Annotated in this window: 26 protein-coding genes; 12 read left to right on the forward strand and 14 right to left on the reverse strand. The window is 52.0% G+C overall.

The features are described from left to right. Positions 1-40: 40 nt before the first annotated feature. The 3 genes from pepT to EVJ23_RS10435 form a co-directional block, all read right to left on the reverse strand. The gene (gene pepT / locus EVJ23_RS10425) at positions 41-1,279 is read right to left on the reverse strand and encodes a peptidase T (protein WP_131465892.1); all 1,239 of its coding nucleotides are present in this window, start codon (positions 1,277-1,279) and stop codon (positions 41-43) included. 119 nt (positions 1,280-1,398) lie between these two features. Further along, a complete protein-coding gene (locus EVJ23_RS10430) occupies positions 1,399-2,073 on the reverse strand; it encodes an LrgB family protein (protein WP_131465894.1) in 675 nt (224 codons plus the stop codon). Continuing rightward, on the reverse strand, positions 2,070-2,426 hold the full coding sequence (locus EVJ23_RS10435) for a CidA/LrgA family protein (RefSeq protein ID WP_131465896.1): 357 nt from the start codon (positions 2,424-2,426) through the stop codon (positions 2,070-2,072). Before EVJ23_RS10435 ends, EVJ23_RS10430 begins: the two co-directional genes overlap by 4 nt. 151 nt (positions 2,427-2,577) lie before the next feature. Here EVJ23_RS10435 and EVJ23_RS10440 point away from each other — a divergent pair, with 151 nt between their 5' ends. Then, a complete protein-coding gene (locus EVJ23_RS10440; protein WP_131465898.1) occupies positions 2,578-3,315 on the forward strand; it encodes a YwqG family protein in 738 nt (245 codons plus the stop codon). Between the two features lie 49 nt (positions 3,316-3,364). Here EVJ23_RS10440 and EVJ23_RS10445 read toward each other — a convergent pair whose 3' ends face one another. Continuing rightward, positions 3,365-6,508 (reverse strand): efflux RND transporter permease subunit, encoded by a 3,144-nt coding sequence (locus EVJ23_RS10445; protein ID WP_131465900.1) that lies wholly within the window; start codon positions 6,506-6,508, stop codon positions 3,365-3,367. A gap of 29 nt (positions 6,509-6,537) precedes the next feature. Continuing rightward, positions 6,538-7,104 carry a TetR/AcrR family transcriptional regulator gene (locus EVJ23_RS10450; RefSeq protein WP_131441679.1) on the reverse strand — a complete coding sequence of 189 codons (567 nt, stop codon included), beginning with the start codon at positions 7,102-7,104 and terminating at the stop codon, positions 6,538-6,540. A gap of 227 nt (positions 7,105-7,331) precedes the next feature. On the opposite strand from EVJ23_RS10450, the gene EVJ23_RS10455 reads away from it, so the two are divergent. From EVJ23_RS10455 to EVJ23_RS10465, 3 genes are all read left to right on the forward strand, one after another. Further along, positions 7,332-8,402 carry a Fe(3+) ABC transporter substrate-binding protein gene (locus EVJ23_RS10455; RefSeq protein ID WP_131465902.1) on the forward strand — a complete coding sequence of 357 codons (1,071 nt, stop codon included), beginning with the start codon at positions 7,332-7,334 and terminating at the stop codon, positions 8,400-8,402. Positions 8,403-8,533: 131 nt separating this feature from the next. Further along, the gene (locus EVJ23_RS10460; RefSeq protein WP_131465904.1) at positions 8,534-10,171 is read left to right on the forward strand and encodes an ABC transporter permease; all 1,638 of its coding nucleotides are present in this window, start codon (positions 8,534-8,536) and stop codon (positions 10,169-10,171) included. Then, positions 10,171-10,878: an ABC transporter ATP-binding protein gene (locus tag EVJ23_RS10465; protein WP_131465906.1), complete on the forward strand. Its 708-nt coding sequence runs from the start codon at positions 10,171-10,173 to the stop codon at positions 10,876-10,878. Before EVJ23_RS10460 ends, EVJ23_RS10465 begins: the two co-directional genes overlap by 1 nt. A gap of 52 nt (positions 10,879-10,930) precedes the next feature. Here EVJ23_RS10465 and EVJ23_RS10470 read toward each other — a convergent pair whose 3' ends face one another. The 4 genes from EVJ23_RS10470 to EVJ23_RS10485 all read right to left on the reverse strand — a co-directional run bounded on the left by EVJ23_RS10470 (position 10,931) and on the right by EVJ23_RS10485 (position 14,598). Next, on the reverse strand, positions 10,931-11,377 hold the full coding sequence (locus EVJ23_RS10470) for a hypothetical protein (RefSeq protein WP_071398817.1): 447 nt from the start codon (positions 11,375-11,377) through the stop codon (positions 10,931-10,933). Between the two features lie 105 nt (positions 11,378-11,482). Next, on the reverse strand, positions 11,483-12,379 hold the full coding sequence (locus EVJ23_RS10475) for a class F sortase (protein ID WP_131465908.1): 897 nt from the start codon (positions 12,377-12,379) through the stop codon (positions 11,483-11,485). Between the two features lie 18 nt (positions 12,380-12,397). After that, positions 12,398-13,720, reverse strand: a complete 1,323-nt coding sequence (locus tag EVJ23_RS10480; protein WP_236641234.1) for a globin family protein — start codon at positions 13,718-13,720, stop codon at positions 12,398-12,400. 98 nt (positions 13,721-13,818) lie between these two features. After that, complete coding sequence (locus tag EVJ23_RS10485; protein WP_131465912.1) at positions 13,819-14,598, reverse strand: AraC family transcriptional regulator; 780 nt, start codon at positions 14,596-14,598, stop codon at positions 13,819-13,821. Between the two features lie 123 nt (positions 14,599-14,721). Here EVJ23_RS10485 and EVJ23_RS10490 point away from each other — a divergent pair, with 123 nt between their 5' ends. Together EVJ23_RS10490 and EVJ23_RS10495 are read left to right on the forward strand one after the other, a co-directional pair. Continuing rightward, complete coding sequence (locus EVJ23_RS10490; protein WP_131465914.1) at positions 14,722-16,371, forward strand: glycoside hydrolase family 13 protein; 1,650 nt, start codon at positions 14,722-14,724, stop codon at positions 16,369-16,371. Positions 16,372-16,474: 103 nt separating this feature from the next. Next, positions 16,475-16,981 (forward strand): flavodoxin domain-containing protein, encoded by a 507-nt coding sequence (locus EVJ23_RS10495; RefSeq protein WP_131457933.1) that lies wholly within the window; start codon positions 16,475-16,477, stop codon positions 16,979-16,981. Here EVJ23_RS10495 and EVJ23_RS10500 read toward each other — a convergent pair. Beyond that, positions 16,945-18,543, reverse strand: coding sequence for a glycoside hydrolase family 55 protein (locus tag EVJ23_RS10500; RefSeq protein WP_131465916.1), 1,599 nt, complete (start codon positions 18,541-18,543; stop codon positions 16,945-16,947). The two genes, EVJ23_RS10495 and EVJ23_RS10500, sit on opposite strands and share 37 nt — an antisense overlap. 265 nt (positions 18,544-18,808) lie before the next feature. Between EVJ23_RS10500 and EVJ23_RS10505 the strand changes: the two genes are divergently transcribed. The 4 genes from EVJ23_RS10505 to EVJ23_RS10520 all read left to right on the forward strand — a co-directional run bounded on the left by EVJ23_RS10505 (position 18,809) and on the right by EVJ23_RS10520 (position 20,625). After that, positions 18,809-19,009 carry a cold-shock protein gene (locus EVJ23_RS10505; RefSeq protein ID WP_016507985.1) on the forward strand — a complete coding sequence of 67 codons (201 nt, stop codon included), beginning with the start codon at positions 18,809-18,811 and terminating at the stop codon, positions 19,007-19,009. 125 nt (positions 19,010-19,134) lie between these two features. Next, positions 19,135-19,548, forward strand: coding sequence for a pyridoxamine 5'-phosphate oxidase family protein (locus tag EVJ23_RS10510; RefSeq protein WP_016507973.1), 414 nt, complete (start codon positions 19,135-19,137; stop codon positions 19,546-19,548). A 194-nt stretch (positions 19,549-19,742) separates the two neighbouring features. Beyond that, a complete protein-coding gene (locus EVJ23_RS10515; RefSeq protein ID WP_131465918.1) occupies positions 19,743-20,246 on the forward strand; it encodes a DoxX family membrane protein in 504 nt (167 codons plus the stop codon). 82 nt (positions 20,247-20,328) lie between these two features. Then, positions 20,329-20,625 carry a DUF3817 domain-containing protein gene (locus EVJ23_RS10520; protein ID WP_021068057.1) on the forward strand — a complete coding sequence of 99 codons (297 nt, stop codon included), beginning with the start codon at positions 20,329-20,331 and terminating at the stop codon, positions 20,623-20,625. Positions 20,626-20,650: 25 nt separating this feature from the next. Here the strand turns inward: EVJ23_RS10520 and EVJ23_RS10525 are convergent, their stop codons facing one another. Further along, positions 20,651-21,916: an MFS transporter gene (locus EVJ23_RS10525; RefSeq protein WP_131465920.1), complete on the reverse strand. Its 1,266-nt coding sequence runs from the start codon at positions 21,914-21,916 to the stop codon at positions 20,651-20,653. Between the two features lie 110 nt (positions 21,917-22,026). Here EVJ23_RS10525 and EVJ23_RS10530 point away from each other — a divergent pair, with 110 nt between their 5' ends. Continuing rightward, positions 22,027-23,217 (forward strand): helix-turn-helix domain-containing protein, encoded by a 1,191-nt coding sequence (locus EVJ23_RS10530; RefSeq protein ID WP_131465923.1) that lies wholly within the window; start codon positions 22,027-22,029, stop codon positions 23,215-23,217. Between the two features lie 4 nt (positions 23,218-23,221). Here the strand turns inward: EVJ23_RS10530 and EVJ23_RS10535 are convergent, their stop codons facing one another. Together EVJ23_RS10535 and EVJ23_RS10540 are read right to left on the reverse strand one after the other, a co-directional pair. Then, positions 23,222-24,229, reverse strand: coding sequence for a S66 family peptidase (locus EVJ23_RS10535; protein ID WP_131465925.1), 1,008 nt, complete (start codon positions 24,227-24,229; stop codon positions 23,222-23,224). 64 nt (positions 24,230-24,293) lie between these two features. Next, complete coding sequence (locus EVJ23_RS10540) at positions 24,294-24,620, reverse strand: winged helix-turn-helix transcriptional regulator (RefSeq protein WP_131465927.1); 327 nt, start codon at positions 24,618-24,620, stop codon at positions 24,294-24,296. Positions 24,621-24,726: 106 nt separating this feature from the next. Here EVJ23_RS10540 and EVJ23_RS10545 point away from each other — a divergent pair, with 106 nt between their 5' ends. Further along, complete coding sequence (locus EVJ23_RS10545; protein ID WP_131465929.1) at positions 24,727-25,527, forward strand: VOC family protein; 801 nt, start codon at positions 24,727-24,729, stop codon at positions 25,525-25,527. Between the two features lie 12 nt (positions 25,528-25,539). On the opposite strand, the gene EVJ23_RS10550 is transcribed toward EVJ23_RS10545, so the two are convergent. Beyond that, positions 25,540-26,532 (reverse strand): 5'-3' exonuclease, encoded by a 993-nt coding sequence (locus EVJ23_RS10550; protein WP_070328350.1) that lies wholly within the window; start codon positions 26,530-26,532, stop codon positions 25,540-25,542. Between the last annotated feature and the right edge of the window lie 149 nt (positions 26,533-26,681).

Genomic DNA, 26,681 nt, shown 5'->3' on the forward strand with positions numbered 1-26,681 from the left:
ATGTCTCTAGTGTAGAAGAGAATGATTGGAGGCGCATAGATTATGCTCGCGCGCGTTCGGCGAACGTGCGGAGCGTCTGGATAATGACGTGTGTCGCTTTTTCCATATTGTTGACGGAGACGTACTCGAACTTGCCGTGATAGTTCTCGCCGCCAGTGAAGATGTTTGGCGTCGGGAGACCCATATACGACAGTTGCGAGCCATCGGTCCCGCCGCGGATCGGTTCGATCACCGGTTCGATCCCGAGCTCGCGCATGACGTCGGCGACGGTGTCGACGATGTGTTTGACCGGCTCGATCTTCTCGGCCATGTTGTAGTACTGGTCGTCCATCTTCAAGTCGATGCGTGCCTCGCCGTATTTTTGTTTCCATTCGGCGACAAGCTTCTCGAGCAAGACTTTCCGGGCTTCGAACTTCGTCCGGTCGTGGTCGCGGATGATGTATTGGAGAACGGTCGTCTCGACATCACCCGAGAATCCGTTCAAGTGGAAGAATCCTTCATAATGGCTCGTATGTTCCGGTGCCTCGTCGGCCGGAAGGCGGTTATGGAACGCCATCGCCAGTTTCATCGAGTTGACCATCTTGTTCTTGGCGCTACCCGGGTGGACGTTCGTGCCGTGGAACGTGACGGTCGCTCCGGCAGCGTTGAAACTTTCATACTGAAGTTCGCCAAGCGGACCGCCGTCCATCGTGTAGGCAAAGTCGGCGTTGAAGCGGGCGACGTCGAACTTATGTGGTCCGCGCCCGATTTCTTCGTCCGGTGTGAACGCAATCCGGACCGGTCCGTGTGGGATTTCCGGATGCGCCAGTAAGTATTCGACCGCCGTGACGATTTCCGCCATGCCGGCCTTATCATCGGCACCGAGCAGCGTCGTTCCGTCCGTCGTCATGAGCGTATGGCCGACGTAATCATCAAGTTCGGGGAAGTCACGCGGTGACAAGATAACATTGAGTGCCTCGTTCAAGACGATATCGCCACCCGCGTAGTGTTCGACGAGTTGCGGATTGACGTTTGTGCCGGTAAAATCGGTCGCCGTATCGACGTGAGCGAGCAGCCCGATCGTCGGCACGTCATGGTCGACGTTACTCGGCAACGTCGCGAACAAGTAGCCGTATTCGTCGGTCTCGACGTCTTCGAGCCCAATCGCCTTCAGTTCGGCCTCGAGATGGCGGATCAAATCCCATTGTTTCGCCGTCGACGGCGTCGTCTCACTCGTGAAGTCGGATTGGGTATCAATCTTTGCGTAGGTCATTAATCGTTCAATCAATTTTGCTTGCATGGTAGACCTCCTCTAATGAATCATTACTCATTTAGTGTAGCATGAGAGGTGTTTTGAAAAGTATCAAAATTGTTTGAAAACAGACAGGGAGGCGTAGCAAGCGTCTCCCTGTCTGTCCATTAAAATAGGAATGGTAACAACAGCGGCAACAAAAACGACGTCAGGATAGCGGTCAATCCCATCGCAGCTCCGCCTGTCGCGCCTGAGAGCGGATGTTCGGTCGCGGCTTGGGCCGTCCCGATGCCGTGGCTGATCGTCCCAAGGGCGAGTCCGCGCGTGAACGGGTCGGTCACGTTGAACATAGATAGAATCACTGGGCCGAGCATGGCGCCAAGGATGCCGCAGGCGACGGCGACCGAAGCGGCGAGCGCGGCGTCACCTTGCAACTGTCGTGCCAGTTCGAGCGCGATTGGCGAGGTCACCGATTTGACGGACAAGGCGAGCAAGACGTGATCCGTCAACTTGAGGGCAGTTCCGAGACCGACAGCGACGAAAATCGTTGATAACGTCCCGAGCACGATGGCACCGAGCGCTCGTTTAGCCCGAGCGAGCAGGATCGGCAAGTTGCGATAGAGCGGCAAGCCGAGCGCCACTGTCGCCGGCCCGAGCAGTGTCGTGATCGCATCTTTCGCCGGCGCATACGTGTCGTACGTCTGTCCAGAGACGAGCAATAACAAGATGAGCGTGAGCGTGCTCAAAAAGACAACGTTCGTGAACGGGGACGCCCATTTGAATGACAGCTTCCGGCTCAACATATAGACGGCAATGGTAATCAATATCCAGAAGACGGTCATGACGCCTCACCGTGTCTTCCGGAAACGACCGCCGTCACGACGAGACCGATCGTCATGCTAATGATCAAGGCGAGGAAGAGCGGAACGCCTTCCGCCTTTAAAAGCGAGCTATACGACATGAGCCCGACCGCGATCGGGATGAAGAAAAAGGCGAGGTGCTTCGTCAAGAAGCCGGCGCTATCTTCGATCCATTCGACGCGGATGATCTTGGTCATCAATAAGAGCAGTAACAGGACCATGCCGATGACGCTCCCTGGCACTTTTATAGCGAGCACGGCGACGATCCAATTCCCGAGCGCGCTCAAGCCAAATAAGAGCGAAAGGCCGATAATCCATTTGATAAGACGTTGCATGTGATTCATCCTTTCGCATATACATTCAAAACGTATGAATTCTCTCAAACTTTATCATCTAGGTCAAGATGGAGGCTATGACAAAAAAGATAACGGGTACATATGTTCGGGGTGGTATAATGAGCTCACTACTAACAAATGAGGTGTATTTATGGAACAAACGGCAGTCGAACGGTTCATTCAAGAACATCAAATCAAAAATGGGGCAGACGTCTTGAACGCGTTCCAACAACGAATCAATTTGAGTATGGTGCCTCGAACGACACGAGAAGAGGTGGCGATTGGCCATTCGAAATTTGGTGGTTATCCAGATTTACCGATCGGGTCGGACCATCCTGGAGAGAACTTGACGTTTTTGGCGCAATTTCGCTTAAGCGACTTTGCCGGCTGTGAGTCGGTCGAGGCGCTTCCAAAAAAAGGATTGTTGTCTTTCTTTTACGATATGGAAGAACAACCGTGGGGCGACAAGGACGAACGTCATCTTTGGCATGTTGTGTACACGGAAGACACAGACCTTGAACGTGTCAAAGTCGGGGAGGCGCTGAACGAACGGGGGGTCTCGTTTGATGAATCATACGCACCGAACGTTGATGTGCTCGCCCATCTATTGAATGACGATCAGTTCGAGGCGTTCGAAGAGCTGATTGACGATGAGGAATTTCACGCAATCGGCGGTCATCCGAACGCAATTCAAAATGATGTGTTCGAAGAGGTTCAGGACACATATGGTGACCGCTTCAAGCGGCCGTTCCTGCTCTTCCAAATGGATTCGTCAGAAGAGCTCGATATCATGTTCGGCGATGTCGGGATCCTCTACTTTTTGATTCCGACAGAGGCGCTTCAGGCCAAACGATTCGAGGAGACCGAAATGATCATGCAATGTTACTGAACACAACAAAAAGAGATTTGACCGGCTCTCGGTCAAATCTCTTTTTGAATTATGCTTGTTGTTTCTTGCGGAATCGAGCGAAGAACTCATAGACGATTGGGACGATGAGTAACGTCAGTAACGTCGAACTTGTGAGTCCGCCGATGACGGTGACACCGAGACCTTTCGAGATGAGTGCGCCGCCTTCGAGTCCGAGGGCGAGTGGTGATAAGGCACCGATTGTCGCGAGCGCCGTCATAAGGATCGGACGGAGTCGCGTACCGGCTGCTTCGAGCAACGCTTCACGCGTCGATAGACCGGCTTCTTCTTTATGAATGACGCGGTCGATCAAGACGATCGCATTTGTGACGACGATCCCGATCAACATGAGCGCACCAATCAAAGCAGATACGGAAATCGTTTCTCCCGTGATCAAGAGGGCGACGAGTCCGCCGATGATCGCATAAGGGAGCGAGAACAATACGACGAACGGGGTGATGGCACCGCCGAACGTGACGACGAGCACCAAGTAGACGATGGCAATGGCTGCGAGCATCGCGAGGCCGAGCTGCGTGAACGATTCTTGAATCTGTTCTGTCACGCCGCCGACGTCATACGAGACGCCCGTCGGGAGATCGATGTCAGAGACACGTTCTTCGATGGCGGCCGACGCTTCCGTCGCCTTGTCCGTGCTAAGTTCGACGCTGACGGTAGCAAGGAGCTTGCCGTCGCGCTGGACGAGCGTGTCCGGCGTCGTGCCTTCTTCGACTTCGATGAAGTCTGAGATTGGGCGCGGCCCGAACGGCGTCGTCACTTCTTGCGCTTGCAAGTCTTCAATGCTGTCATACGTGACTTGTTCCGTCGGGATGATGACGTCGAGCTGTTTGTCATCGATCGTCACACTGGCGAGCGGACTGGCCTGTGCTTGGAACTGACCGATCGTTTGAGCGAGTTGAGCGGCCGAGACGCCAGCTTCAGCTGCTGCTTGTTGATCGACGTTGAACGTGTACTGGACGTATGACTCACGAAGATCAGACGTCGCTTGGCGGACGTAGTCCGTCTCTTCTTCGATCGTCTCGATGAATGTCGGGACAATCGCTTCAAGATCTTCGAGCGAGTTGGCGTAGACGTTATACGTCACACCGCTCGTTCCGGCACCGCCGGCGAAGTTTTGTTCTTTCCATTCTCCGCCTGAGGCAAGTTCGTTCAATTGTTCGATGTCTGCCAATTTGACGTCGGCAAAGTCTTCTGTGTCCGGGTCGTACTGGACGATGAAGATCCCTTGCTTGTTATTCCCCGGGTTGAGCGGGTTTTCGCCACCGACCGTGAACTGGACGTCGGTCGCGTTCGGCTGGTCTTCCATAAAGTACGTCTCGGCGATCTCAGCAGCCGCGATTGAGTCGTCAAGCGTCTGTCCTGGTTCTGGGTCGAACGTGACGAACAGCGTTTTCTCCGAATCTTGGTTCAAGAAGTTGACCCCGATGGCTGGGACGAGGGCGAAACTGCCGATCAAGAGAAGTGTCGCGAGTCCGAAGACGACGAGCTTGTGGTTGAGCGACCAGTTGAGCACACCGCGGTACCATTCGGCAAGTTTACCGGGTCCTTCTTCCGGCTTCAGCTTGTCACGGTTTTTAAAGAACGAATCGGCCATCATCGGTACGACCGTGATCGCGACGAGGAGCGAAGCGAGCAAAGCGAAGACGACGGTCAAGGCGAACGGCAAGAACAGTTCGCCGACGAAGCCGGTCACGAAACCGAGCGGTAAGAAGACGGCGATCGTCACGATTGTCGATGACGCGATCGGGACGAACACTTCTTTCGTCGCGGCGATGATCAACGCTTTGCCGCGTAACGGTTCGTTCGGACGAGTGAGTCGACGATAAATATTTTCGATGACGACGATCGAGTCATCGACGACGCGTCCAATCGCGACGGTCATCGCCCCGAGCGTCATGATGTTGAGCGTGATATCGAGTTGCTTCAAGACGATGAGCGCCATCAAGAGCGATAGCGGAATCGAGATGACAGCAATGATCGTCGAACGGAAGTTACGAAGGAACACTAAGATGATCAAAATAGCGAATAGACCACCGAGTAACGCCTTCGATACCATCGTCTCGACCGATTCTTCAATCGGCTGACCTTGGTCGAGTGTGATTGAGACGTTCGCCGTATCATATTCGGCCTCAAAGTCGTCTAAAATCGTTTTGACGGCGTTGACGACGTCGACGGTGTTCGCGTCTTGTGTCTTCGTCACTTGAATCCCGATCGAACGTTCTCCGTTCGACCGCGAAATCGATTCTTCGATGCCGCGGTCTTCGATTGTCGCGAGTTCGCTTAAAGCGACGGTCGGGACTGTTGTCGGCACATTCGCAGGTGGGACTGTGCCAGGGACTTCGCTTGGCAACTCAGGTGTCTCGCCAGCCGGGAATCCACTTGGCGTCCCTGGGGCGGTCGGTTCAGCTGGGGCTGGTGAGTACGGGATTTGCAGGTCGCGGAACGCTTCGAGCGTCTCCGACTTCCCGTCGATGACAACGGCCTGTTCCGTATCCCCGAGCTCGTACAAACCGAGCGCGATGCGGGCATCGTTTGCTTGAATCAACTGTTTGACCGTATCTTCTGTCAAGTTGTATTCGGCAAGTGCGGCCTCGTCGAAGCGAAGCTCGACGCGACGGACTTCTTGACCGGCGATTTGGACGAGCTGGGCACCTTCGACACCTTCAAGGGCCGGTTGGAGCTCGTCTTCGACAAGTTTTGTCAACTCAGCCAAATCGAGGCTTTCATCTGAAACGGCTGCACCGACGACCGGGAAAGCGTCGAAGCTGAGGCGTGACACTTGCGGGTCTTGGACGGACTCTGGCAGCTCGACGTTGCTGAGTGCATCTTTGACCTGTTGTTCGGCTGCTTCCATATCCGTGCTGAAATCATAATCGATTTGAATGTTCGAAGCATTTTGGAACGAAGACGAACGGACTTGTTCGACACCGTTCAAACTCTTCAAGCGATCTTCGAGCACGGTGCTCACTTCGTCGAGCACTTGTTCAGGGGAAGCGCCAGGGTAAATCGTCGTCACCGAGACGGTCGGTGTCGTGATGTCAGGCAGTGTCTCTAGTTTCATCGTCAGGCCGGCAAAGATTCCGGCGGCCGTTAAGATGATCGTCATCAACCAAACTGCGAACTTGTTGTTGACGGAGAAGGTCGTGATCTTTTGCATGGGGTTCATTTCTCCTCTAATAAATTAGTCTAGTTTCCCGAATCGATGTGTCGGGCGCGCTCGATGAGTCGAGCGATAATGGCTTGTTTTAAAGCGGTAGGGGGGACGCCGACATTGAAGTGTTCGGACATCATCATCCCTTCAAGGGCATAGCGGATGATCATCGTCTCGACGGGATCGCTCGTCTGTTGAAATTCGGCGAAGAACGTGTCGAGGTCATGCTTCCAACGGTCGGCGTACGCTTGATCGACGGCGAATAACGTCAAGAAGGCGATCATCTTCTCGGCATCGATATGAATTGGCGAGCGTTCCGGATAGAGTTTCGTCTCATCAAATAGGCGGACGAACGCCTCGACCGGACCGTGGCCGTCAGCCTGAAGTGATTCGTATAAATCGTTTTGTTCGGTTTGAAGCCGTTCGACGATGGCGGTCAAAAGCGCTTCTTTCGACGGATAATGATACAACAGGCCACCTTTTGAGACACCAGCGGTCTTTGCGACTTCATCTAATGTCAGTTGGTGCACTCCGTGCTCCATGATGATCTCGGTCGCGGCATCTAACAGTTTTTGTTTCGTGATAGTTGATCGGTTTGTCATTTCGTCACTCCTTTCTGTACCGACCAGACGGTCTTTTCATTTCAACTATAGGCGCCTCATCATTTTGAAGTCAAGAAATGATATCGTCAAAACTGTTAAGTTATAAATACATAACTACTGGTAACGTTTTCAAAAAAAGGTTGACATGAGAATGATTATCATCGATTATAGTGATTGAGAGTAATTATCATTACCAACAAAGAGACTAAAACATGGGGGAAATATAAATGAACAAAAAGTACATGGCACTTGGACTTTCGGCAGCACTTACGACATCACTGCTCGCGGCTTGCGCGAGCACGGAAGAGACGACTACTACGGGGGACAATGAGACGGCAGAAGAATCAAAAGTCGTCAACGTCTACTCGAGCCGTCATTACGATGTCGACAAAGAGCTCTACAAACAGTTCGAAGAAGAGACGGGCGTGAAAGTCAACGTCGTCGAAGGAAAAGGTGATGAACTTCTCGAACGTTTGAACACAGAAGGTGAGAACACAGAAGCGGATCTCTTCATTACTGCTGACGCCGGGAACTTGCACCAGGCAAAAGAAGCAGGGCATCTTCAAGCGGTCGATAGCGATGTGCTTGAGTCGAACATCCCAGAAAAATACCGTGACACGGACAAAGAATGGTTCGGTCTCACAAAGCGTGCACGTGTCATCGTCTACGCGAAAGATCGCGTGAAGCCGGAAGACTTGTCGACGTACGAAGCGCTCACGGAAGAACAGTGGAATGGGAAAGTGCTCGTTCGTCCATCTGAAAACATGTACAACATCTCACTCCTCTCGTCATTCATCGAAGTGAACGGCGTCGACCAAGCGAAAGAATGGGCAGAAGGCATGGTCAACAACATGGCGCGTGACCCACAAGGGAACGACCGTGACCAAGCGAAAGCCGTCGTCGCCGGTGAAGGTGATGTGGCCATCATGAACACGTACTACATGGGTCTCATGCTGAACTCAGAAGACGCGGAAGAGAAGAAAGTCGCTGAAGCGCTCGGTATCTTCTTCCCGAACCAAGACACGACAGGTACGCACGTCAACATCTCTGGAATCGCGATGACGAAAGCGGCGAAGAACTCTGACAACGCGAAGAAACTCATGGAGTTCATGTCTGACCCGTCAGCGCAAGAGCAGTTCGCAAGCGCCAACTACGAGTACCCGGTCAACGAATCGGTCGAGCCGAACGAGCTCCTCAAATCATGGGGTGAGTTCAAAGAACAAGATATCAACCTATCTGTTCTCGGTGAAAATCAGCAAGAAGCCATCCGCATCTTCAACGAAGCTGGTTGGAAATAAAACGACTTCGGCTTGAACGCATGTTCAGGCCGAAGGTTTTTGCGTTTCCTGACAGTCTAAAGGTATTACCGGGACGATGAAACTGATATGATGGGACAGGAAGTAAATGAAAGAAACGGGAGCTGTAAGACATGAACTGGTATGCAATCAAACGACAACTGAATGGATGGTCCATCCTGAGCTTTATCGCGTTGTCGTTTATCGTCTTGCCAGGAATCGTCGTCTTAGTAGAACTGTTCGCACCGGTCAATGACAATTGGCAACACATCCGCGAATATCTGCTGCCGACGTACGTGAGGAACACGTTGTTCATCATGCTCGTGACCGGTTTCTTGACGACCATCATCGGAACGAGCCTCGCTTGGTTCGTTACGGTGTATGACTTCCCGTTACGGCGATTCTTCAAATGGGCGCTCATCTTGCCGCTCGCAATCCCGCCGTATATCGGTGCTTACACGTATCATGGCATCTTGAACTACACTGGCGTCATCCAGACGACGCTGCGCAACGAGTTTGGCATCACCGTGGATCAGACGTACTTCAATATCATGACGATCCAAGGGACGATCTTCATCTTCACGTTGTTCTTGTATCCGTACATTTATACGATCACACGCGCGTTCCTACACAATCAGTCGTCGTCGATGATCGAGAACGCCCGCATCCTCGGACGCGGGTCGTGGGATATCTTCTTCACCGTCGTCATCCCGATCTCGCGCGTCGCCATCATCGGCGGTGTCAGTCTCGTCTTGATGGAAGTGTTGAACGACTACGGCGTCGTCAAATACTTCGGGATCCAGACGTTCAGTACGGCCATCTTCAGCACGTGGTTCGGTATGAAGGACACGTCTTCAGCGCTAAAACTTGCCGGCACGCTCATGATCATCGTCATCGCCATCTTGATGGGGGAACGACTCGTCCGAGGCCGCAAGCAGTTCAGCTATGCGACGACAAAAGTGAAGCCGCTCAAGCCAAGACCGTTGAACGGCTGGCATCGTTACGCCGTGTTCGGTTACGTGGCGACGATCTTCGGCATCGCCTTCGCGATCCCGTTCATCCAACTCGTCGCTTGGACGTTCTTGACGTTCGAGCAAGTGTTCACGGCTGAATTTTTCCGCCTCGTCTGGAACACGGTGAGCGTCGCCTTTATCGCGACGATCATCATTCTCGTATTCGCACTCATTATCGCCAACTATACGCGGTTGTTCCCATCGAACATGACGCGCGTCATCTCGAAAGTGACGACGCTCGGCTACTCGATCCCGGGAGCGGCCATCGCCATCGCTGTCATCACGTTGTTCTTACTATTAGACGAATGGGTGCTAAAAGTAGCGCTCGCGCTCGATCTCGGACAGACGTTCGTGTTCCGGACGACGCTCATCATGCTCATCTTCGCCTACGTCATCCGTTTCCTCGCCATCGGTTACAACTCGATCGAGAGCGGATTTGAGAAAGTCGGGAAGTCGTTCACGGAAGCGTCACGCATGCTCGGTTGGGGCACGGTTCAGACGTTCTTCCGGGTCGATATCCCGATGATCAAAGGGGCGATCATGAGCGCGTTCATCCTCGTCTTCATCGATATTATGAAAGAGTTGCCGCTGACACTGTTCTTGCAGCCGTTCAACTTCTCGACGCTTGCGACGCAGGCGTTCAAATATGTCAGTGATGAGAAGATTCACGAAGCGGCGCTCGCGTCGATCGTCATCGTTCTCATGAGCGGATTGTTAATCTTTGTGTTCCATAAGGTGCTTGATAAGGAGGCCGACTAATGTTTGTTCAAATCAACGATTTACACTTCAGCTATAAAGGTGCAGAAGCAGAGACGATCAAAGGGTTCTCGCTCTCGATCACGAAAGGCGAAATCGTATCCCTCCTCGGCGACAGCGGTTCGGGGAAAAGTACGATCTTGCGCCTCATCGCCGGTCTCGAGATGCCAAATCAAGGCGTCGTCGTCGTCAACGATTGCGTCTGTTGTGACGACTGCCAGTTCATGCCGCCCGAACAACGCGGCGTCGGCATGGTGTTTCAAGACTATGCGCTCTTCCCGCACATGACCGTTGAGAAGAACATCCGCTTCGGCCTCCATAAGCTCAGCCGGAAGGAGCGGAACGAACGGGTCGAGGAGATGCTCACGCTCGTGAACTTATCTGAGTTCCGGCATCGCTACCCGTATGAGCTGAGCGGCGGTCAGCAGCAGCGTGTCGCGCTCGCGCGTGCGCTCGCACCGAAGCCGTCCCTCTTGATCTTAGACGAGCCGTTCAGTAACTTGGACACGTCGCTCCAACACCGGATCCGCGACGACTTGCGCCGTCTCCTCAAACAGACGGGCACGACGACGATCTTTGTCACGCACGACGAGGAAGACGCGGAAGCGCTCGCCGACCGTATCGTCTATCTCGGAGAAGGCAAAATTAAAAAGCAGGTCATGACGGAGAACAACAAGACGTTCAACCCGCAGATTCCTTGCTTTGTGTAAGTACGGCGCACTCATTGATCAAAAATGGGTGCGTCTTTTTTTGTGAAGTTCATTACTCAAAAAATCGATTGTCTAAAACGGACAGATGCTCCTGCCAATCCGACCAGTAGGACTGGAGTGATGTGATCAATCCATGCCCACCAAAGCTAATTGTACTTTCGTGGGACGCATAAATGATCCAGTTCATTTTTTGGTCAAACCAATAGCGTTCTAAATAACGACCTTCATAACAAGGATCTAATGAAGCGGTGTCGATTTGCCATAGTGTATGGTCCTCATGCAGTTCAAATATAAGCTCCGTCCCTTGGTCCCATACCCATTGGCGGATTTCTTCGATTTTTTGATCAACATCTTCAATATAATCGCTGTCGAATGCAATCACATCGAGTCGAGGAGAAGTGGAAAGAGGGTACCAATAATACGAATCGTTCACACCCCAAATGGTGCGAATTCTTCTCTTTAACTGATTTGCGAATGGTTGTGAAAGTCGAGTCCTCATGACTTGAAACTCCTTATCCTAAATCTATGTATTTTTTGCTACATTCACTATATATGGAAAACAGAAAAAATGCCCTTAGATTTTTTATCCAAGGGCGTTTCGTGTCTACTTCGCTGTCTGAGACGGCTTCGACTCATTTCCAAGCCGGTCGATCGCCGTCACGTAATACGTTGCCTGCTCGTTCGTGACTTCAACACTCTTCCGGGCGTGTGACGGGACGCTCTCGATACGTGTCGCGTTCCCGTCGATGACTTCATAGACACGGTAGCCGATGACGGCATCGTCACGGACCGCGTGCCATGTGAGCAAGTTACCGCTTAACGTGACGTTCGTCGGGGCGGCGAGTTCGACTGTCGACTTGATCTCGCTATCGACAAGCTCCGTGTAAACGACGAAACGTTGGTCATAACCGCCGTCCCCGAACGTACCGGAACACGTGATCAAGTTCAAGTTGCGATTTGACGTGGTGCCAAAAATCTCGTCGATTGGGGCATTTTTCGTGTCATAACTCTCTGTTTTTGTGACACGAAATCGCAGCGTGTTGCCGTTCTCGTCGATAATCGTCACGTCATCGCCTGTCTTCAGTTGATCGAGTTCATAAAAGACGGCGGGCCCCGTCTTACTATCAACGTGTCCGGCGACGACGGCGTTGCCTTTACTGCCTGGTTTGACACCAGGTTCGAACCAGCCGACTTGATTCTCGTCAACGGGTACGCCCATCTGTCCGTTATCGAGCACGCCGACTTGTTCGATCGCGGTGTCGACATTGATGCTCGGGATTTGAATCTGGACAGGTGTCACGGCTTTAGTGCTTTCCTCTTCCTCGGCTAAACGAAGTTTCTTCACCTCTTCCTGTAGAAGTGAGAATTCAGCCGATAAATCTGGGCTCTCCTCTATTTGTTTTTCTTCTACAGGTGGTGATGACGATTCTTGAGCGCTCGTCCACGACCAGAAGCCAAAACAAAATAGAGAGAGCGCCAAAAACAAATGGCGCTTGTTCATTGGGCTCTCTCCTTTAGTTTATTGTTCTGATACTTTACGGTTGCGAAGCGTAACAAAGGCGAGCATGATTCCGCCAAGTATAGCAAGGCCAGCGTAAAGGGTATTCATTGATTGTGCTTGTGCACCACCGAGACCTGTTTCAGGCATCGCTGCAGGCATTGCTGTTTCAGCGAACTTGTCAGGCATTTGTGTCACGATCGCGTTACCGAGTGTTTCACCAACACCGAACATGAACGCGTATCCTTCACGGAATGACATCCAAGCTGCATCTGCGTCACCGGCTACATATTGATCGAACGTTTGGAGCACGAGTGCCTCATGTTGCATGATCGCTTCTTGACCGGCCGCTTGTGGCAAGTTGCCTTCTGTCGCCGCATCGAGGAACGTACTGAAGTCGACAGCGAACTGATCGAGTTTCATGCGTGCTTCTTCGATTTTAGCTTCGTCGCCTTCAAGTGTTGCTGCGACGATGTCACCTTGTGCTGTGATGTGGTTTCCGTTCCATACTTTTTCAAACTGAGCCGCACCTTCGTCACCGTAGACCGAACCGATGGCTGCTTTAAAGTCGAGCGTGTTTTGATCTTCAGCCCAGCTGACGTAGTCGAAATCTTCCGCTTTGTCGTAGCCTTTTTGCATGCCGATCGCAGCGAGGGCGAAGTGTTCACCGGCGAGACTGTTCAATGTCGAACGAAGTTCTACAGCTGGCGTGTCAGCAGGTGTCGGGAATTTGTCAGGCATTTGTGTGACGACCGCTCCTGAGAGGGCTTTACTGATGTCGAACATGAGCTTGTAGCCTTCACGGTATGTCATGTAAGCCGACTCGTAGTCACCGGCGACGTAGTTATCAAACACCGAGAGAACTTGATCTTCGTGAAGTTCAAGGACGTCAGCGGCTGCTTCTTTCGGTAAGTTGCCTTCTGTCGCAGCATCGAGGAATGTCGAGAACTCTTCGACGAACTCATCGACTTCGGCTTCAGCATCGGCACGAAGTTCTTTGTCGTCTGACTTGGCAGCTTCGACGAAGTCAGCCGAGTAGTCGTTATGGCCGGCGAAGATGTCTTCGAACTGAGCCGCGCCTTCATCACCGTAGATTGAGGCGATGGCTGGCGTCATGTCAAGCGCGTTTTGATCGAGTGCTTTCATTGCGACTTCGGCATCCGGTGCCCCGTCGTAAGCTTTCATCATCGATGTGACGGCTAAGACATAATGCTCAGATAGTAATTGGTCGAGCGTGGCACGAAGGTCTCCAGCTGGCGTGCTCACTGTTGGCGCCTCTGCTGCCTGTGCGTTCAATGGTACGAGTAACCCCAGTGCCAGTGCCGGTGCTACAAATTTGTTCATTGTTTTTTTCTTCATGTTCAATCGCTCCTTTTTTGTGAGTGGTTGTCGTTGTTTACACCCATCTAACGGAGCGATTCAAAAAATGGATCACTTTTTGATTATTTTTTTTCGTTTTTTTGTTGAAGTGTGCGGTAAACCCCTGGTGCGACGCCATATTTCCGTTTGAAAATCCGATGGAAATAAGGATACGTTCGAAACCCGGACAGCTCGGCGATCCGTTCGAGCGAATGTTGCGTATACCGCATTTGCTCTTCGGCGAGCTGAAGCCGGATCGTGTGCGCGTACTCGATGATCGTCATCCCGGTCACTTCCTTAAAGAGATGCACGGTCCGCGATACGCTCAAACCGACGGCAGCGGCGACGTCGGCAATTTTGAAGTCGGCGGTGACGTTTCCTTCTATATAACGCATCATGCGAGACACGACCGGGGGACGTACATTCGTCCGGACGTCTCGCATCGATCGGTCGAGCATGAGCAGAAGCGCCTCGATCAACTTCTCGATCAACGCAGTGCTCTGTTCATCGGTCGGTCGTCGTGCCTCTTCCGTGACGTGTTGCCAAAGCGACAGGAGGCGAGGGTCAATCGAGATCGTGGTGAGCCGTGAGCGGGTAGTCGTCGACCACCAGGTGTCGAGCGTCGGACCAGCGCAGAACAAATGATAGTCGCCACTCGCCGGGGTATCGATATTCAACTCATAGTAGTCACCCGGTTTGACGAGCAGCAGATCGCCGGGGTACGCGACGTATGTCTCCCCGTTGACGAGGATTCGGGCCGACCCTTCAGTCTGCAAGCGGATCAAGTACGTGTCCAACCGGTTGGCGAACGGAAAAGTATATGCTGCTGTGTGATACGAATAGCCACAAAAGCCGATTTCCATCGAATTACTCCTTTATAATAGCAAGATTGTGCATATTTTAATCATATCATGGATAGGCACAGGCGGCGGGACAAGGTACGATGATGACGTCAGATCTGAACCGATGATGAGGAGGAGACTTTTATGAAACAATGGTGGAAAGAAGCGGTCGTCTATCAGATTTATCCGCGCAGCTTTAACGACTCGAACGGGGACGGAATCGGGGACATCCCGGGCATCACGGAAAAGATGTCCTATTTGGCTGAACTCGGGATCGACGTCATCTGGTTGTCACCGGTGTACGATTCGCCGAACGATGACAACGGCTATGACATCCGCGACTACCGTGCGATTATGGATGAGTTCGGGACGATGGACGATTTCGATGCGATGCTCGAAGAGGCGCACCGTCACGGCATCAAGATCATGATGGACCTCGTCGTCAACCATTCTTCCGATGAGCACCAATGGTTCATGGAGTCTCGGTCTTCGAAAGACAGCCCGTACCGCGACTACTACATTTGGAAAAAAGGCGAGAACGGTCAGCCACCGACGAACTGGGGGGCTTTCTTTGGCGGCAGCGCGTGGGCGTACGATGAAGCGAGCGACGAATATTATCTGCACTTGTTCAGTAAGAAACAGCCCGACTTGAACTGGGAGTCGGAGACGCTGCGCCGCGAAGTGTACGATTTGATGGCTTACTGGCTCGACAAAGGCGTCGACGGTTTCCGGATGGACGTCATCAATATGATCTCGAAAGACCAAAGCTATCCGGACGGGAAGACGCGCGGGACGGGCTACGGAGACGGAACGCCGTTCTTCTTCAACGGGCCGCGCATCCATGAGTTCATGCAAGAGATGAATCGTGAAGTGTTGTCGAAGTACGATACGATCACGGTCGGGGAGATGCCGGGTGTCAGTGTCGACGAGGCGAAGCTATACACCGGTGAAGACCGTGACGAGCTCAACATGGTGTTCCATTTCGAGCACGTCGACGTCGGCAACGGCAGCTTTGGAAAGTGGAATCCGACCGACTGGAAGCTGACGGAGCTGAAGACGATCTTCTCGCGTTGGCAAGAAGGACTCGAGGAAGAGGGCTGGAACAGCCTATATTGGAGCAACCACGACCAACCGCGGGCGATCTCGCGATTCGGCAACGATTCGGATGAGTACCGGGTCGTCTCTGGCAAGATGCTTGCGACACTCCTGCACATGTTGAAAGGGACGCCGTACATTTATCAAGGCGAAGAGTTCGGCATGACGAACGTCGCGTTCGACTCGATCGACAAGTACCGTGACATCGAGACGCTCAACGCGTATCGCGATTACACATCGAACGATTTGTTGACGCACGAGGAGATTTTCCGCGGCATCCACGCCCGCGGACGCGACAATTCGCGGACGCCGGTCCAGTGGTCGGCTGACGCGCAAGGTGGGTTCACGACCGGTACGCCGTGGATCGATGTCAATCCGAACTATGTCGACGTGAACGCGGAAGCGGCACGTCTTGATCCGAATTCACTCTTCCATTACTACCGTCAGTTGATCGCGCTACGGAAACAGAATCCGGTCGTCGTCTACGGGAAGTATGAGCTGTTGCTCCCGGAAGACGAAGCCGTCTACGCGTTCACGCGGACGCTCGAAGGAGAGACGTGGCTCGTACTGTGCAACTTCTCAGCTGAAACACAAGAACGGACGTTGCCGTATGACGTCAAAGACCGTGTCATCGGCAATATGGAGCCGATCGAACCGTTCACGCTTCGTCCGTACGAGGCACAAGTGTACAAACTATGACAAAAAACTCGCCCAAGCGGCGAGTTTTTTTCAAGCGTATAGTATTCTCCAAACCATTCGGGAATAGGAAGAGTAGACTCTGACTTAATAAGGGGGAAACGAGATGAAGACGTTGATTGCGTATACGTCACGATATGGTACGAGCGAGAAAGTCGCCCATCTTTTGGCCGCACGGTTGTCCGGAAACGTCCACGTTCAAAACTTGGTCGATGAGCCAGACGTCGATTGGGCAACGGTCGACCACGTCATCGTCGGGGGATCGATCCGGATGGGGAAAGTCCAAGACGAGCTGACCGACTGGTTGAAGCAAAACGAAGTCCAATTGCTCGAACGTCCGCTCGGATTGTACTTGTGCGCCGGCACGCCGACCGCGGCGGAGCGGCAACGTGAGCTCGAAGGCGCGTACGGGGAACATTTACGAGCACACGCCTACTTCGTCGAAGTCGTCGGCAGCGGCTATGACTTTGAGCGGATGGGCTTCCTCGACAAAGCCATCGTCCGGATGATGGCCAAACAGACGGTCAGTTCGCTCAATTTGGACGAAGCACGGTTGAATGAGCTCGTCGAGTCGGCTCAAGCGTCACTTCGCACCCGATCTGAGAAACCATAAGCGAATAAGTCGTGCGCTTCGACCGGGCTACTCGTGGAGATGAGGACATCTCCACTTTTTTGTTCGCCTTCGATGTGTTTTAGCACGACGTTAGCGAGCTGTCCGCCGATCTTTACAGAGATCGGGGCCGAATTCCGGCACGTGACATCTTCGATTGTGACGTGATCGGTCCGGTTGTCGCCGCCGAACAGTTCGATGTCGGCGCGGCTGGAAACGAACCCGCTTGTGGCGATCCGTTTTAATTGAACGTTCCGAGACTTATACTGGACGGCGAGCGCTGGATGTCCTGTATAATCATAGGACGGGTCACCGATTGCCGTAAAGCCATGGATCAATACGTCTTGATACGCCGATATGACGAGGCTACGGGGCGACGACTTGGCGTATAGCTTCGAGCGTACCGGTTCAATCGATAGTAAATTCGTCCCTGAGATGAACCGCGCCGTCTTCGACTCGGGATCGTCGGCTAAGTGGTGCCCGATGTGGCGAAAATTGAAGGACCGGTTATCACGATACGAGACGTGCCCAAAAATATGGACGTCATGGGCGGCCGAGGACGTACCGTGGGCTTTCACCTCGACGCCTCCAAAACAACCTTCCGTCATATTGTTGACGAGCACGACGTGACGCGAACCGTCATCGACCTCGATGCCGTTTGAATTGGAGAAGCCGTGGGCGTGCGTACGTCCGTGCGGGTGATGACAGTAGCAGTTCGTGATGTAGATGGCGTCGCTATGATGCGTCGTGATGCCGTCGTCCCCATAATTCGTCGCCTCGCAGCGGTCGAGCCAGATGTAGCGGCTGCCTTTTTTGGCACGCAACCCGTCCCCGAGGTAATGGTAGTGAGGGGCGGTGATATCGAACGCGTGCAGCCCGGCACCTTTGGCGGTGACGTGATGGACCCAGCCGAATTTGACGTGGGCGAACGTCAACGCGCTCGAAGCCGTGTCTCCACTCGACGTCCGATCGACGTCGCCAAGGCGCTCGACGTTCCAGTCGAGCGTCAGATGGGCGACCTCGATGTGATGGTTCCCATAAAACGGTGTCGCATTTCGCAGCAGCCGGCGATGCTTCGGTATGCCGTCTGCCAAGCGTAATACCGTGTCCTGCTGTCCCGCACCTTCGAGCACGCAGTTCGAGGGGATCCGGACGCCACGGACGATATAGACACCGGCCGGCACGTGGACGTGGCGGTTCGACCGAAGCGCGAGCCGGAATGCGAGCGTGCAGTCCGTCTTGCCGTCCCCGACGGCCCCGTAATCGGTCACGTCGACGTGATGGCGTGTCGTCTGCAGTAAATTCAAATGTTCCGCGTCGAGACGACGCATCCAGACGGGCCGGACGAGATCGTCGACGACCTCGAGCGGGAGTGCACTCGTCACCGGTGTGATTCGTTCCGTCATCGGCAAGTGGGAGCGGTACGACTTCGATTGGTCAGGATAATGATCGTGTCGCGTCGCTTGATGCCAAGCGAGCGTCTCCGTCAATAGCTCATCTGTCGACCAGGCCGCGTGACGGGCGATGGTGGCAGCGATATGCGTGCGGTCAATTTGATTCATCATATGAGTCGTCCTCCTAACGTTCACTACATGTGATGTACCCGTTTTGAAATTATTTTTAGCAAACCGAAGTATTTAGTAGACAGAAGCATTTATCCATGGTATATTACATATGTGCTTAATTAAGAATAGCTGGAAACATAATTCACAATCGCTTGGGATTATTTTTCATGAAAGATAATCCAACAAGTTTTGTGCTTTTTTTTGGTCAGTTTTTTCTAGTAAGGCACTACTAGAACGCACAGCGTTTATTTCAGGAGGGTTCATTATGAACACAGGTAAAGTAAAATGGTTTAACTCAGAAAAAGGTTACGGCTTCATCGAAATGGAAGGCGGAGACGACGTATTCGTACACTTCTCAGCAATCCAAGGCGACGGCTTCAAGACACTTGAAGAAGGCCAAGCAGTAACTTTCGAAATCACTGACGGAGCTCGTGGCCCACAAGCTTCTAACGTTGAAAAAATCTAATCTTCCTTTCCAAGGAATTTTATAACCTGCTCGCTTCGGCGAGCAGGTTTTTTCGTGTCTTCGTGTTTAATCAAGTGCCGCAAGGGAATGATTATACGAGTGACTATGATAAGGGGGCTTTTTAAATGGATGCTAAAACAACGGCACAACAAATTCTAGATGCAAGCAACGTCGGAACGATGGCCACGGTATATAAAGGGAAGCCGCACAGCCGATACATGACGTTTTTCCATGACGGTCTGACACTCTATACGGCAACCTCGAAAGATACGGATAAAGTCGATGAGTTGAAGAACAATCCGTACACGCACGTCTTGATCGGCTACGACGGGGACGGGGTCGGCGACACGTATCTCGAGATTTTAGGAGAGACGACGGTGTCTGATGACGAGTCGATGAAAGAAAAAGTGTGGAACGAGAAACTCGAGGGCTGGTTCGATGGGCCTGATGATCCAAAACTCGTCATTTTAAAAATCTCACCGCAATCGATGCGTGTGATGAATAAAAAAGGCCAACCGCCACAACAAGTTGATCTTTAAATCAGTGGAAGCAATGTCTCGAGCAGACGTTGCTTTTTTTGGTGCAATTTCCAAAAAGTGACTGACCTGTGACACACATATGAACGAAACGTGAACTATTGTCTCAAACTATGTGAAAACATGAACATGGGTGATATATTGTGAATGTAATCACATATAAGCCATTATTCAACCATTCAAAAGGAGGAATTATCATGTTCACAAAGTTTTGGAAAAACCACAACATCGCAACCGGCATCTTGACGGTGTTACGGATCTGGCTCGGCTATCAATGGCTCACAGCCGGATGGGGTAAAATCACGGGCGGCTTCGGATCAGGCGGTTACCTTCAAAACGCAGCTTCACTCGCGACGGGAGATCACCCGGCGGTCGCCGGATGGTGGGCAGCTTTCCTTGAAAACTTCGCGATTCCAAACGCAGCACTTTTCGATATCTTAATTCCGTATGGTGAGTTCTTGGTCGGTCTCGGTCTCTTGCTTGGTGCCCTCACACGCAGCGCGGCTTTCTTCGGACTCGTCATGAACATGGCGTTCTTATTGTCAGGGACGGTCAGCACGAACCCGACGATGTTGATCGTATCGGTCTTGATTCTCGTCGCGGGCTACAACGCAGGCAAAATCGGCGTCGATGGTTTGTTCCTCCGCCGCTTCGTCGAAACGAAAATTGCGCATCGTTCACCAAATCGTCAAATAGCCTAACGACTTTCTAACGTTCTCCTGTGACAAACTTCACCTCTATCGGCTACGATGAACGTAGCATCGATTAAAAAGGAGAACGGATATGAACGCAACTCGATTCAAATGGCTCGGCTATACAGAGGGGATGTCATTCCTGCTCTTATTGTTGATCGCAATGCCGCTTAAGTATTTGGCTGGCATGCCGCTAGCCGTCAGCATCGTCGGTGCGGCCCATGGTTTCCTGTTCGTCGCTTACGTGGCGGCAGCGGTTTACATGGCGTGGCGCTTCAACTGGGGCTTCAAAGTGTTAGTCCTCGCGGTCATGGCTTCGGTCATCCCGTTCGGACCGTTCTTGTTAGAGAAACGAGTCCTTCCATCAACAGAGAAGACATCGAACTGAAAAACGTTCGATGTCTTTTTTTCGTTCATTGATGTGTCGGCGCGCTTTCGACTTCAGCCAGTACCGTCGCTTTTTCAGCCGCGATATCGTGACGGATGCGATGCATCGCGAACAGCGTGATCGAAAGCAGGCATACCATGCAAATCGCATAAAGTGACGTGACCGACATCCATTCGCTCAATAACCCGAACGACACGAAACCGAGCGGGGTGATCCCCATCGCGAGCGATTCGAGGACGCCCATGACACGACCGAGGTAGCTTGGTTCCGTGTTCGTCTGCAAAAACAGTTGGATGGGAATATTGACGCGGATGATGAAGAAACCGCTCAACAAAGCGAATCCGGTGAGGAAGACGATGGCGGGTGTGACCGAGAAGTCAAAATAGAGCGGAACGGCCGGGCCGATAAAGAGGCAACTCATGACGATAAGCGATGTGCGGACCGTCGCTAGACGATACTTGATCTTAAAGAACGGCAGCGCGTGGGCAAGAGAGGCGACTAAAAATCCGACTGCGAACATACTTTCTAAAAAGCCGAACTGGAGCGGGCTGACCCCGATCTGTTGCAAGGCGGCAATCGGGAACAGTACTTCCGAAGCCACGAAGAAGAAGTTGAGGAACGCCGCAAGAATCGTCAGCGTCCATAGCACGCGTTGGCGTTTCAAATAGCGGAAACCGGAGCGGACGTCGTCCCACGTCGATTGATCGGTGGAAGCATGTTCATACGCTTGGAATGTGAGACGTGAGGCGAACAGGGCGGCAATGAGGAACAAGAGGGATGAGCTGAACAAGAACGCTGAAATCGGTAATAGCTTGAACAGCGCCCCGGCTAAAAGTGGCGTACCAATACTTGAGACGGAAATGATACTTTGGATGAGCGAATTGGCGCGTTGAAGCCCGTCTTCGTCGAACAGGAGTGGAATCGAACTCGTCAACGTGACAGACAAGAAAGTGGAGACGATAGAAAGCAGACATGTAATAATCAAGAAAGCAGGAACGCCGAACGTCCAAATGAGGCTCGCGGCCCCGGCCAAGAAGAACAATAGCCCGTTGACCGATTCCATCGTGATGATGACGCGTTTTCGGTTCAATTTGTCGGCATATGCACCGGCAAACGGTGATAATAGAACACGAGGCAACGTCCCGGCCAGTAAGACGAGGGCGAACTGGAGCCCGGAACCGGAAGTTGTCAGCACCGTCAATCCGGCGACGAACGTGAATAGACTGGAAGCGAATAACGACATGAATTTCCCGAGCAACAACACGTGCAAGTTCGAGGTAGAAGTAGTCATACATAGTCTCCTTTGCAATTAAGTTCAATGTGATTTAACATTATAATAGACGACGAAAAGAGATTTGTAAACAATAAGTTCAATTAAATTTAACTTTTAAGAGGTGCTCTATGATTGGACAGCGGATTAAGACGTTACGAAAAGAAAAAAAGTTGACGCAAAGTCAACTCGCAGACGGCATCATCACGAAATCGATGCTCAGTATGATTGAGAACGGGAAAGCCGAAATGTCGATGCGCAGTCTGCGCGAGATTGCCAAGCGGTTGGACGTGTCGGTGCAGTCGTTACTTGTCGATCCTCGCGAGGCAGGCTTACAAAAAATCGTTGAAGAGATTGAATATATGCAAGGAAGTCTTAACTCATGGGAAGATGAAGCTGTTCAAAAGGCTCTCACACCCTACTTAGACTTAGAGATGAACTCGGTATGGCAAGGGAAGGCTTACACATTACTTGCGGACAGTATGTTTTATAGTGGAAATCAACAAAAACTTCTGGAGTTGTATGATCGAGCGATTACGGTGTTCGAACGGGTCGAGGAGAAAGAAGAGCTGATCATGGCTCGCATTAGCCAAGCCTTTTATTTACTCATGTGGAATCGTTTTGACGATGCGATTGAACGCATCGACACGATTGAATTGATTGATTCGAGAAGTATGAAAACGAAAACTCGCGTCGAGTTTAGTATGCTCATGGTGTTTCGAAATATGTTGTATGACGATGATTTGCCAGGTGCGGTTCGTCGTCTCGAAGATACACTTGATTATATGAAGCGGACGAAAATATATTATCGCGTCGATGATGTGTACCGCACGATTGCGATTTGTGCGCTTTATTTGAAAGACGAAGCGGTGATTATCGATGCGTTGAAAAAAGCAAAACAATATACTGACTTCACTGGAGACGTGACGATGCAAATTCGTCTAGCGATGACAGAAGCGCTATATGCGATTGAGTATCGGAAAATAGACCTTTTACAACAACAGATTGCTGTCATGGATCAGTTGTTAGAAAGCAATACAGAATTCATCGCGGCATTTGAGATGAGTAAAGGTGTCTATTTTGCCCTGACTGGTGAAGTCGAGACAGGCCGGAAATCATTTTTGAAGCTGTTGGAGCATCACGATCAGTGGGCGAAGCACGGGTTTGTCGATCAAGCGATTTACTTTGAAGGGTTATTAATTGGAACGAGTTATGGATGTGGCGATGAATGGGTCCCGTTGATTGAACGAGAGGTCGAGTTGTTCCCAGAAGGGCGTTTTCGAAGCCATCTGACTTCCATGATAAAAAAAATCAAGGGCTGAATTCTCAGTCCTTGAACGTTTGAATGAGCGTGCCTTTCCCGTCCTCGACTTGAATCGAGGCATGGGCACCGTTAATGAGTGTCAGTTGTGGTGGCACGTGCCCGCAGTCGATGTCATAAATGATGGGAACGTTGAGTAGTTCCTGTAGTTCAGCGTAGACGTCTTCTGCCGTATAACCTTGTACCGGTGGTTGGGCATCGCTGCGGCCGAACAAGATGCCTGTCGTATGATCAAACCAACCGGCCCACTTCATTTGAAGCAAGGTCCGTTTGAGTGCCGGTACATCCATCTCGGCGTTCTCGAAATACCAAAGAATCGGTTCATCGTTCAAATGAGTCTGTTGGAACTGAGCGACGTCACCGTAAGGCGTCCCGATCGTATGCAAGAGGACGTCGATACAACCGCCGAGCAGACGACCGGTCGCTTCCGTCCCACCGAGTGATTTCCATTCGGTCGGCTCGGTCAAATGGTAGACGCATGGACTCGGGTTACCGTGCTGCCATTCTTTTTGAAATTGCTCTGAAGACAGTTGAATGACGGTCTCGCCGTGTTTCGTCGATAAGACGTCGAGCCAACGCGAGCTCGTCGCATCCCACGATTCCCCGCGCAGATCGACAAGGTTCGTCCCGTGAGCCGAAGCGATGCCGGTCTTGAGCGTGTAGACGAATAAAAATAAGCTGACGTCAGAGTAGCCGAGCATCCACTTCGCTGGGAGCGTGTCCCAAGCGATTTTATCGAGTAGCTCGAGCAACAAGACGCCGCCCCATGGCGGGATGATCAAATCGACGTCCTCATCGTGGAACAGTCGCGTCAGCTCTTCGGCACGGACTGCGGCCGGCGCCGATTTTGCTTTATGTTGTGTCCAAACAGACGGTTCAAATTGAAGCGTGAAGCCGTGGCGTGCGAACGTCGTCTCGGCGTCGTGAAGTAAACTATGACGCGCGGCTGGTACGCCGGACGAAGGGGCGGTGACGCCGACGTGGCGGCCGGTGAGCTGTGGATAACGAATCATGAGATCCTCCTGTGGATAAGTGATGGGCGGTAATACGGAAATGAGTTATCCACATGTGGACAATTTATTTTTGTTGCATGCGCGCAGCGTGCTTCATGCCCCAAGCGTTCATCGTCTCGAGTACCGGGATAAGCGTCTTGCCGTACTCGCTCAACTGATAGTCGACGCGCGGCGGGACTTCCGGATAGACGGTACGGATGATGATATCGTGCTCTTCTAAGTCACGCAACTGGGCTGTCAAAGTCTTTTGGCTAATGTTCGGGAGCGAGCGTTTCAGTTCACTGAACCGGAGCGTCCCGCCGTTGATGAGCGCGAGTAAAATCGATGGTTTCCATTTACCGGTGATCAGTTCGAGTGCGGTATCGACTTCACAGCTTGAGATCATCGTCATGAGTCTCACTCCTCTCTAAGTATCCTTTCGGTAACTATACCACCTTTTTGTGCCGTCTTCTGCAAACGGGATACGGCATGTATAGTAAAGAGAGAGGTGAGAAAACATGATTTTAAAAAATATCCAACTCGGACCGGTCACGCTCCGAGTCAGTGAATTAGAAAACATGAAACAGTTTTACGAACAAGTCATTGGAATGGAAGTACTCGAAGTCGGTATCGACCGCGTCACGCTCGGTGCGTCGAATGCGCCGCTCGTCATCTTGCATGAAGTCAAAGGTGTGCGTCCGAACCGAAAGGCGGCCGGCTTGTTCCACATGGCAATCTTGCTTCCGGACCGCGTCGAACTCGGACGCATTCTCCGTCATTTGATCGAGCGACGGATTGAAGTCGGTCAAGGCGACCATTTGGTCAGTGAGGCGTTTTATTTGAACGATCCGGAAGGGAACGGCATCGAGCTGTATGCTGACCGGCCACGTGAGAAGTGGGAATATGAAGCGAACGGTCACGTGAAGATGTCGACCGATCCGGTTGAGTACGAATCGATGCTTGAGGCGGCAGCCGACCGTCCGTTCACAGGTCTTCCTGTTGGGACGACGATGGGACACGTTCACTTTAAGGTACGTTCCCTCGAAGCGGCGAAATTATTCTATCAACATCGACTCGGGTTTACCGTCACGACCGATTCATACCCGGGCGCACTGTTCCTCGCGGCCGACGGGTATCATCATCACATCGGTGCGAACGTCTGGGCCCGTCCGACTGAACCGATGAACGACGAGGCGGGACTTGAAGCATGGACGCTTTTTGTCGACGCTTCGACGAACCACGAACTCGGAGGGACGACGTCGGAATGGTCGCTCACCGACGACGATGGGATTACGGTCAATATAAAAAGCGTGGACTAATGTCCGCGCTTTTTAACGTGCTGAAATTTTCTTTTGACTCGAATCAAATGAGAGGCGAATGCCGCGCTTTTGATACGCTTGTTCGACCCGTTTTGAATTGATGCTGAGCTCAAGATGAGCCAGTTTCAAATGTTCAAGTTCTGGCACCGTGACATCGAGACGGACGAGCTCCATGTTGCGCTCGGCTTTTTTGCGTGTACGTCTCAAGTTACGGGGCACTTCCTCTGACGTCAGTGCCGCGATCGTTTCATTGATCAGTTGTCGTTTATCGCCTTTGACGCTAAGCGCCGTGTAAAGCTTATCGAGCGAACCGAAGCGTTTGATCAACTGTACCGATTGACTTTCGTCAAGGCCGGCTACAGGTGGGATGCCGTCTGAACGGTCTCCCGTCAACGCTTTGACCGCTGAGAGCTGTTTCGGCTTCAATCCTTCGTACAACGCTGCGATCTCCTCAGGACGAATCTCGAGATGTCGCTTGAGTGGGAGCGGGCGGTTGTCTTGGATATCACAACGAGCTTGCATTTGCTGAAGCTCCTGTGTTTGAAGCCATACTGTGATGCGTGGGCTCACGAGCTGAAGCAAGTCTTTATCCTTCGTCATGATGACGACAGGCGCGCTGCAGCTGAACTTCCGAGCGATGTGGGCAATCAAATCTTCTCCCTCATAACCTTCGACTTGATATTGCGGGATTCCGCTCTCTTCAAGCAATTGGCGCATGAGTTCCATTTGAGCCTTCAACTCGGGTGGTGTCTGGCGACGGCGGCGTTTATAGCCGGGATAAAGCTCGCGACGCCACAATGTTTCACGTGAGACGTCCCATACGACGACAAAATGAGACGGACGATGTCTGCGTAGAATCGTCCGGATGAGGCCGGTCATACCGATGACGGCACTCCGATCGTTTTTAGATACCTCGCGTCCTTTTTTCGTTCGGCTCGCGGCGGCACCGTAGTAGGCACTGGCCAGCATGGAGTTTCCGTCAATTAAAAATAGTTTACGTTCCATGCGTAACCTTCTTTCTGTAGTTGTTGGACCGAACATTAATGAACTGTTCGGTGATGTTGTGTCAATGAGTGACACGCACTCAAATTAGCAACATATGTGCAGTATATCACGACAAGCCTTGAAAATATAGCGACAGTTCGAGCGTCAAT

Source organism: Exiguobacterium sp. SH1S1 (assembly GCF_004337245.1).
Lineage (GTDB): Bacteria > Bacillota > Bacilli > Exiguobacteriales > Exiguobacteriaceae > Exiguobacterium > Exiguobacterium aurantiacum_A.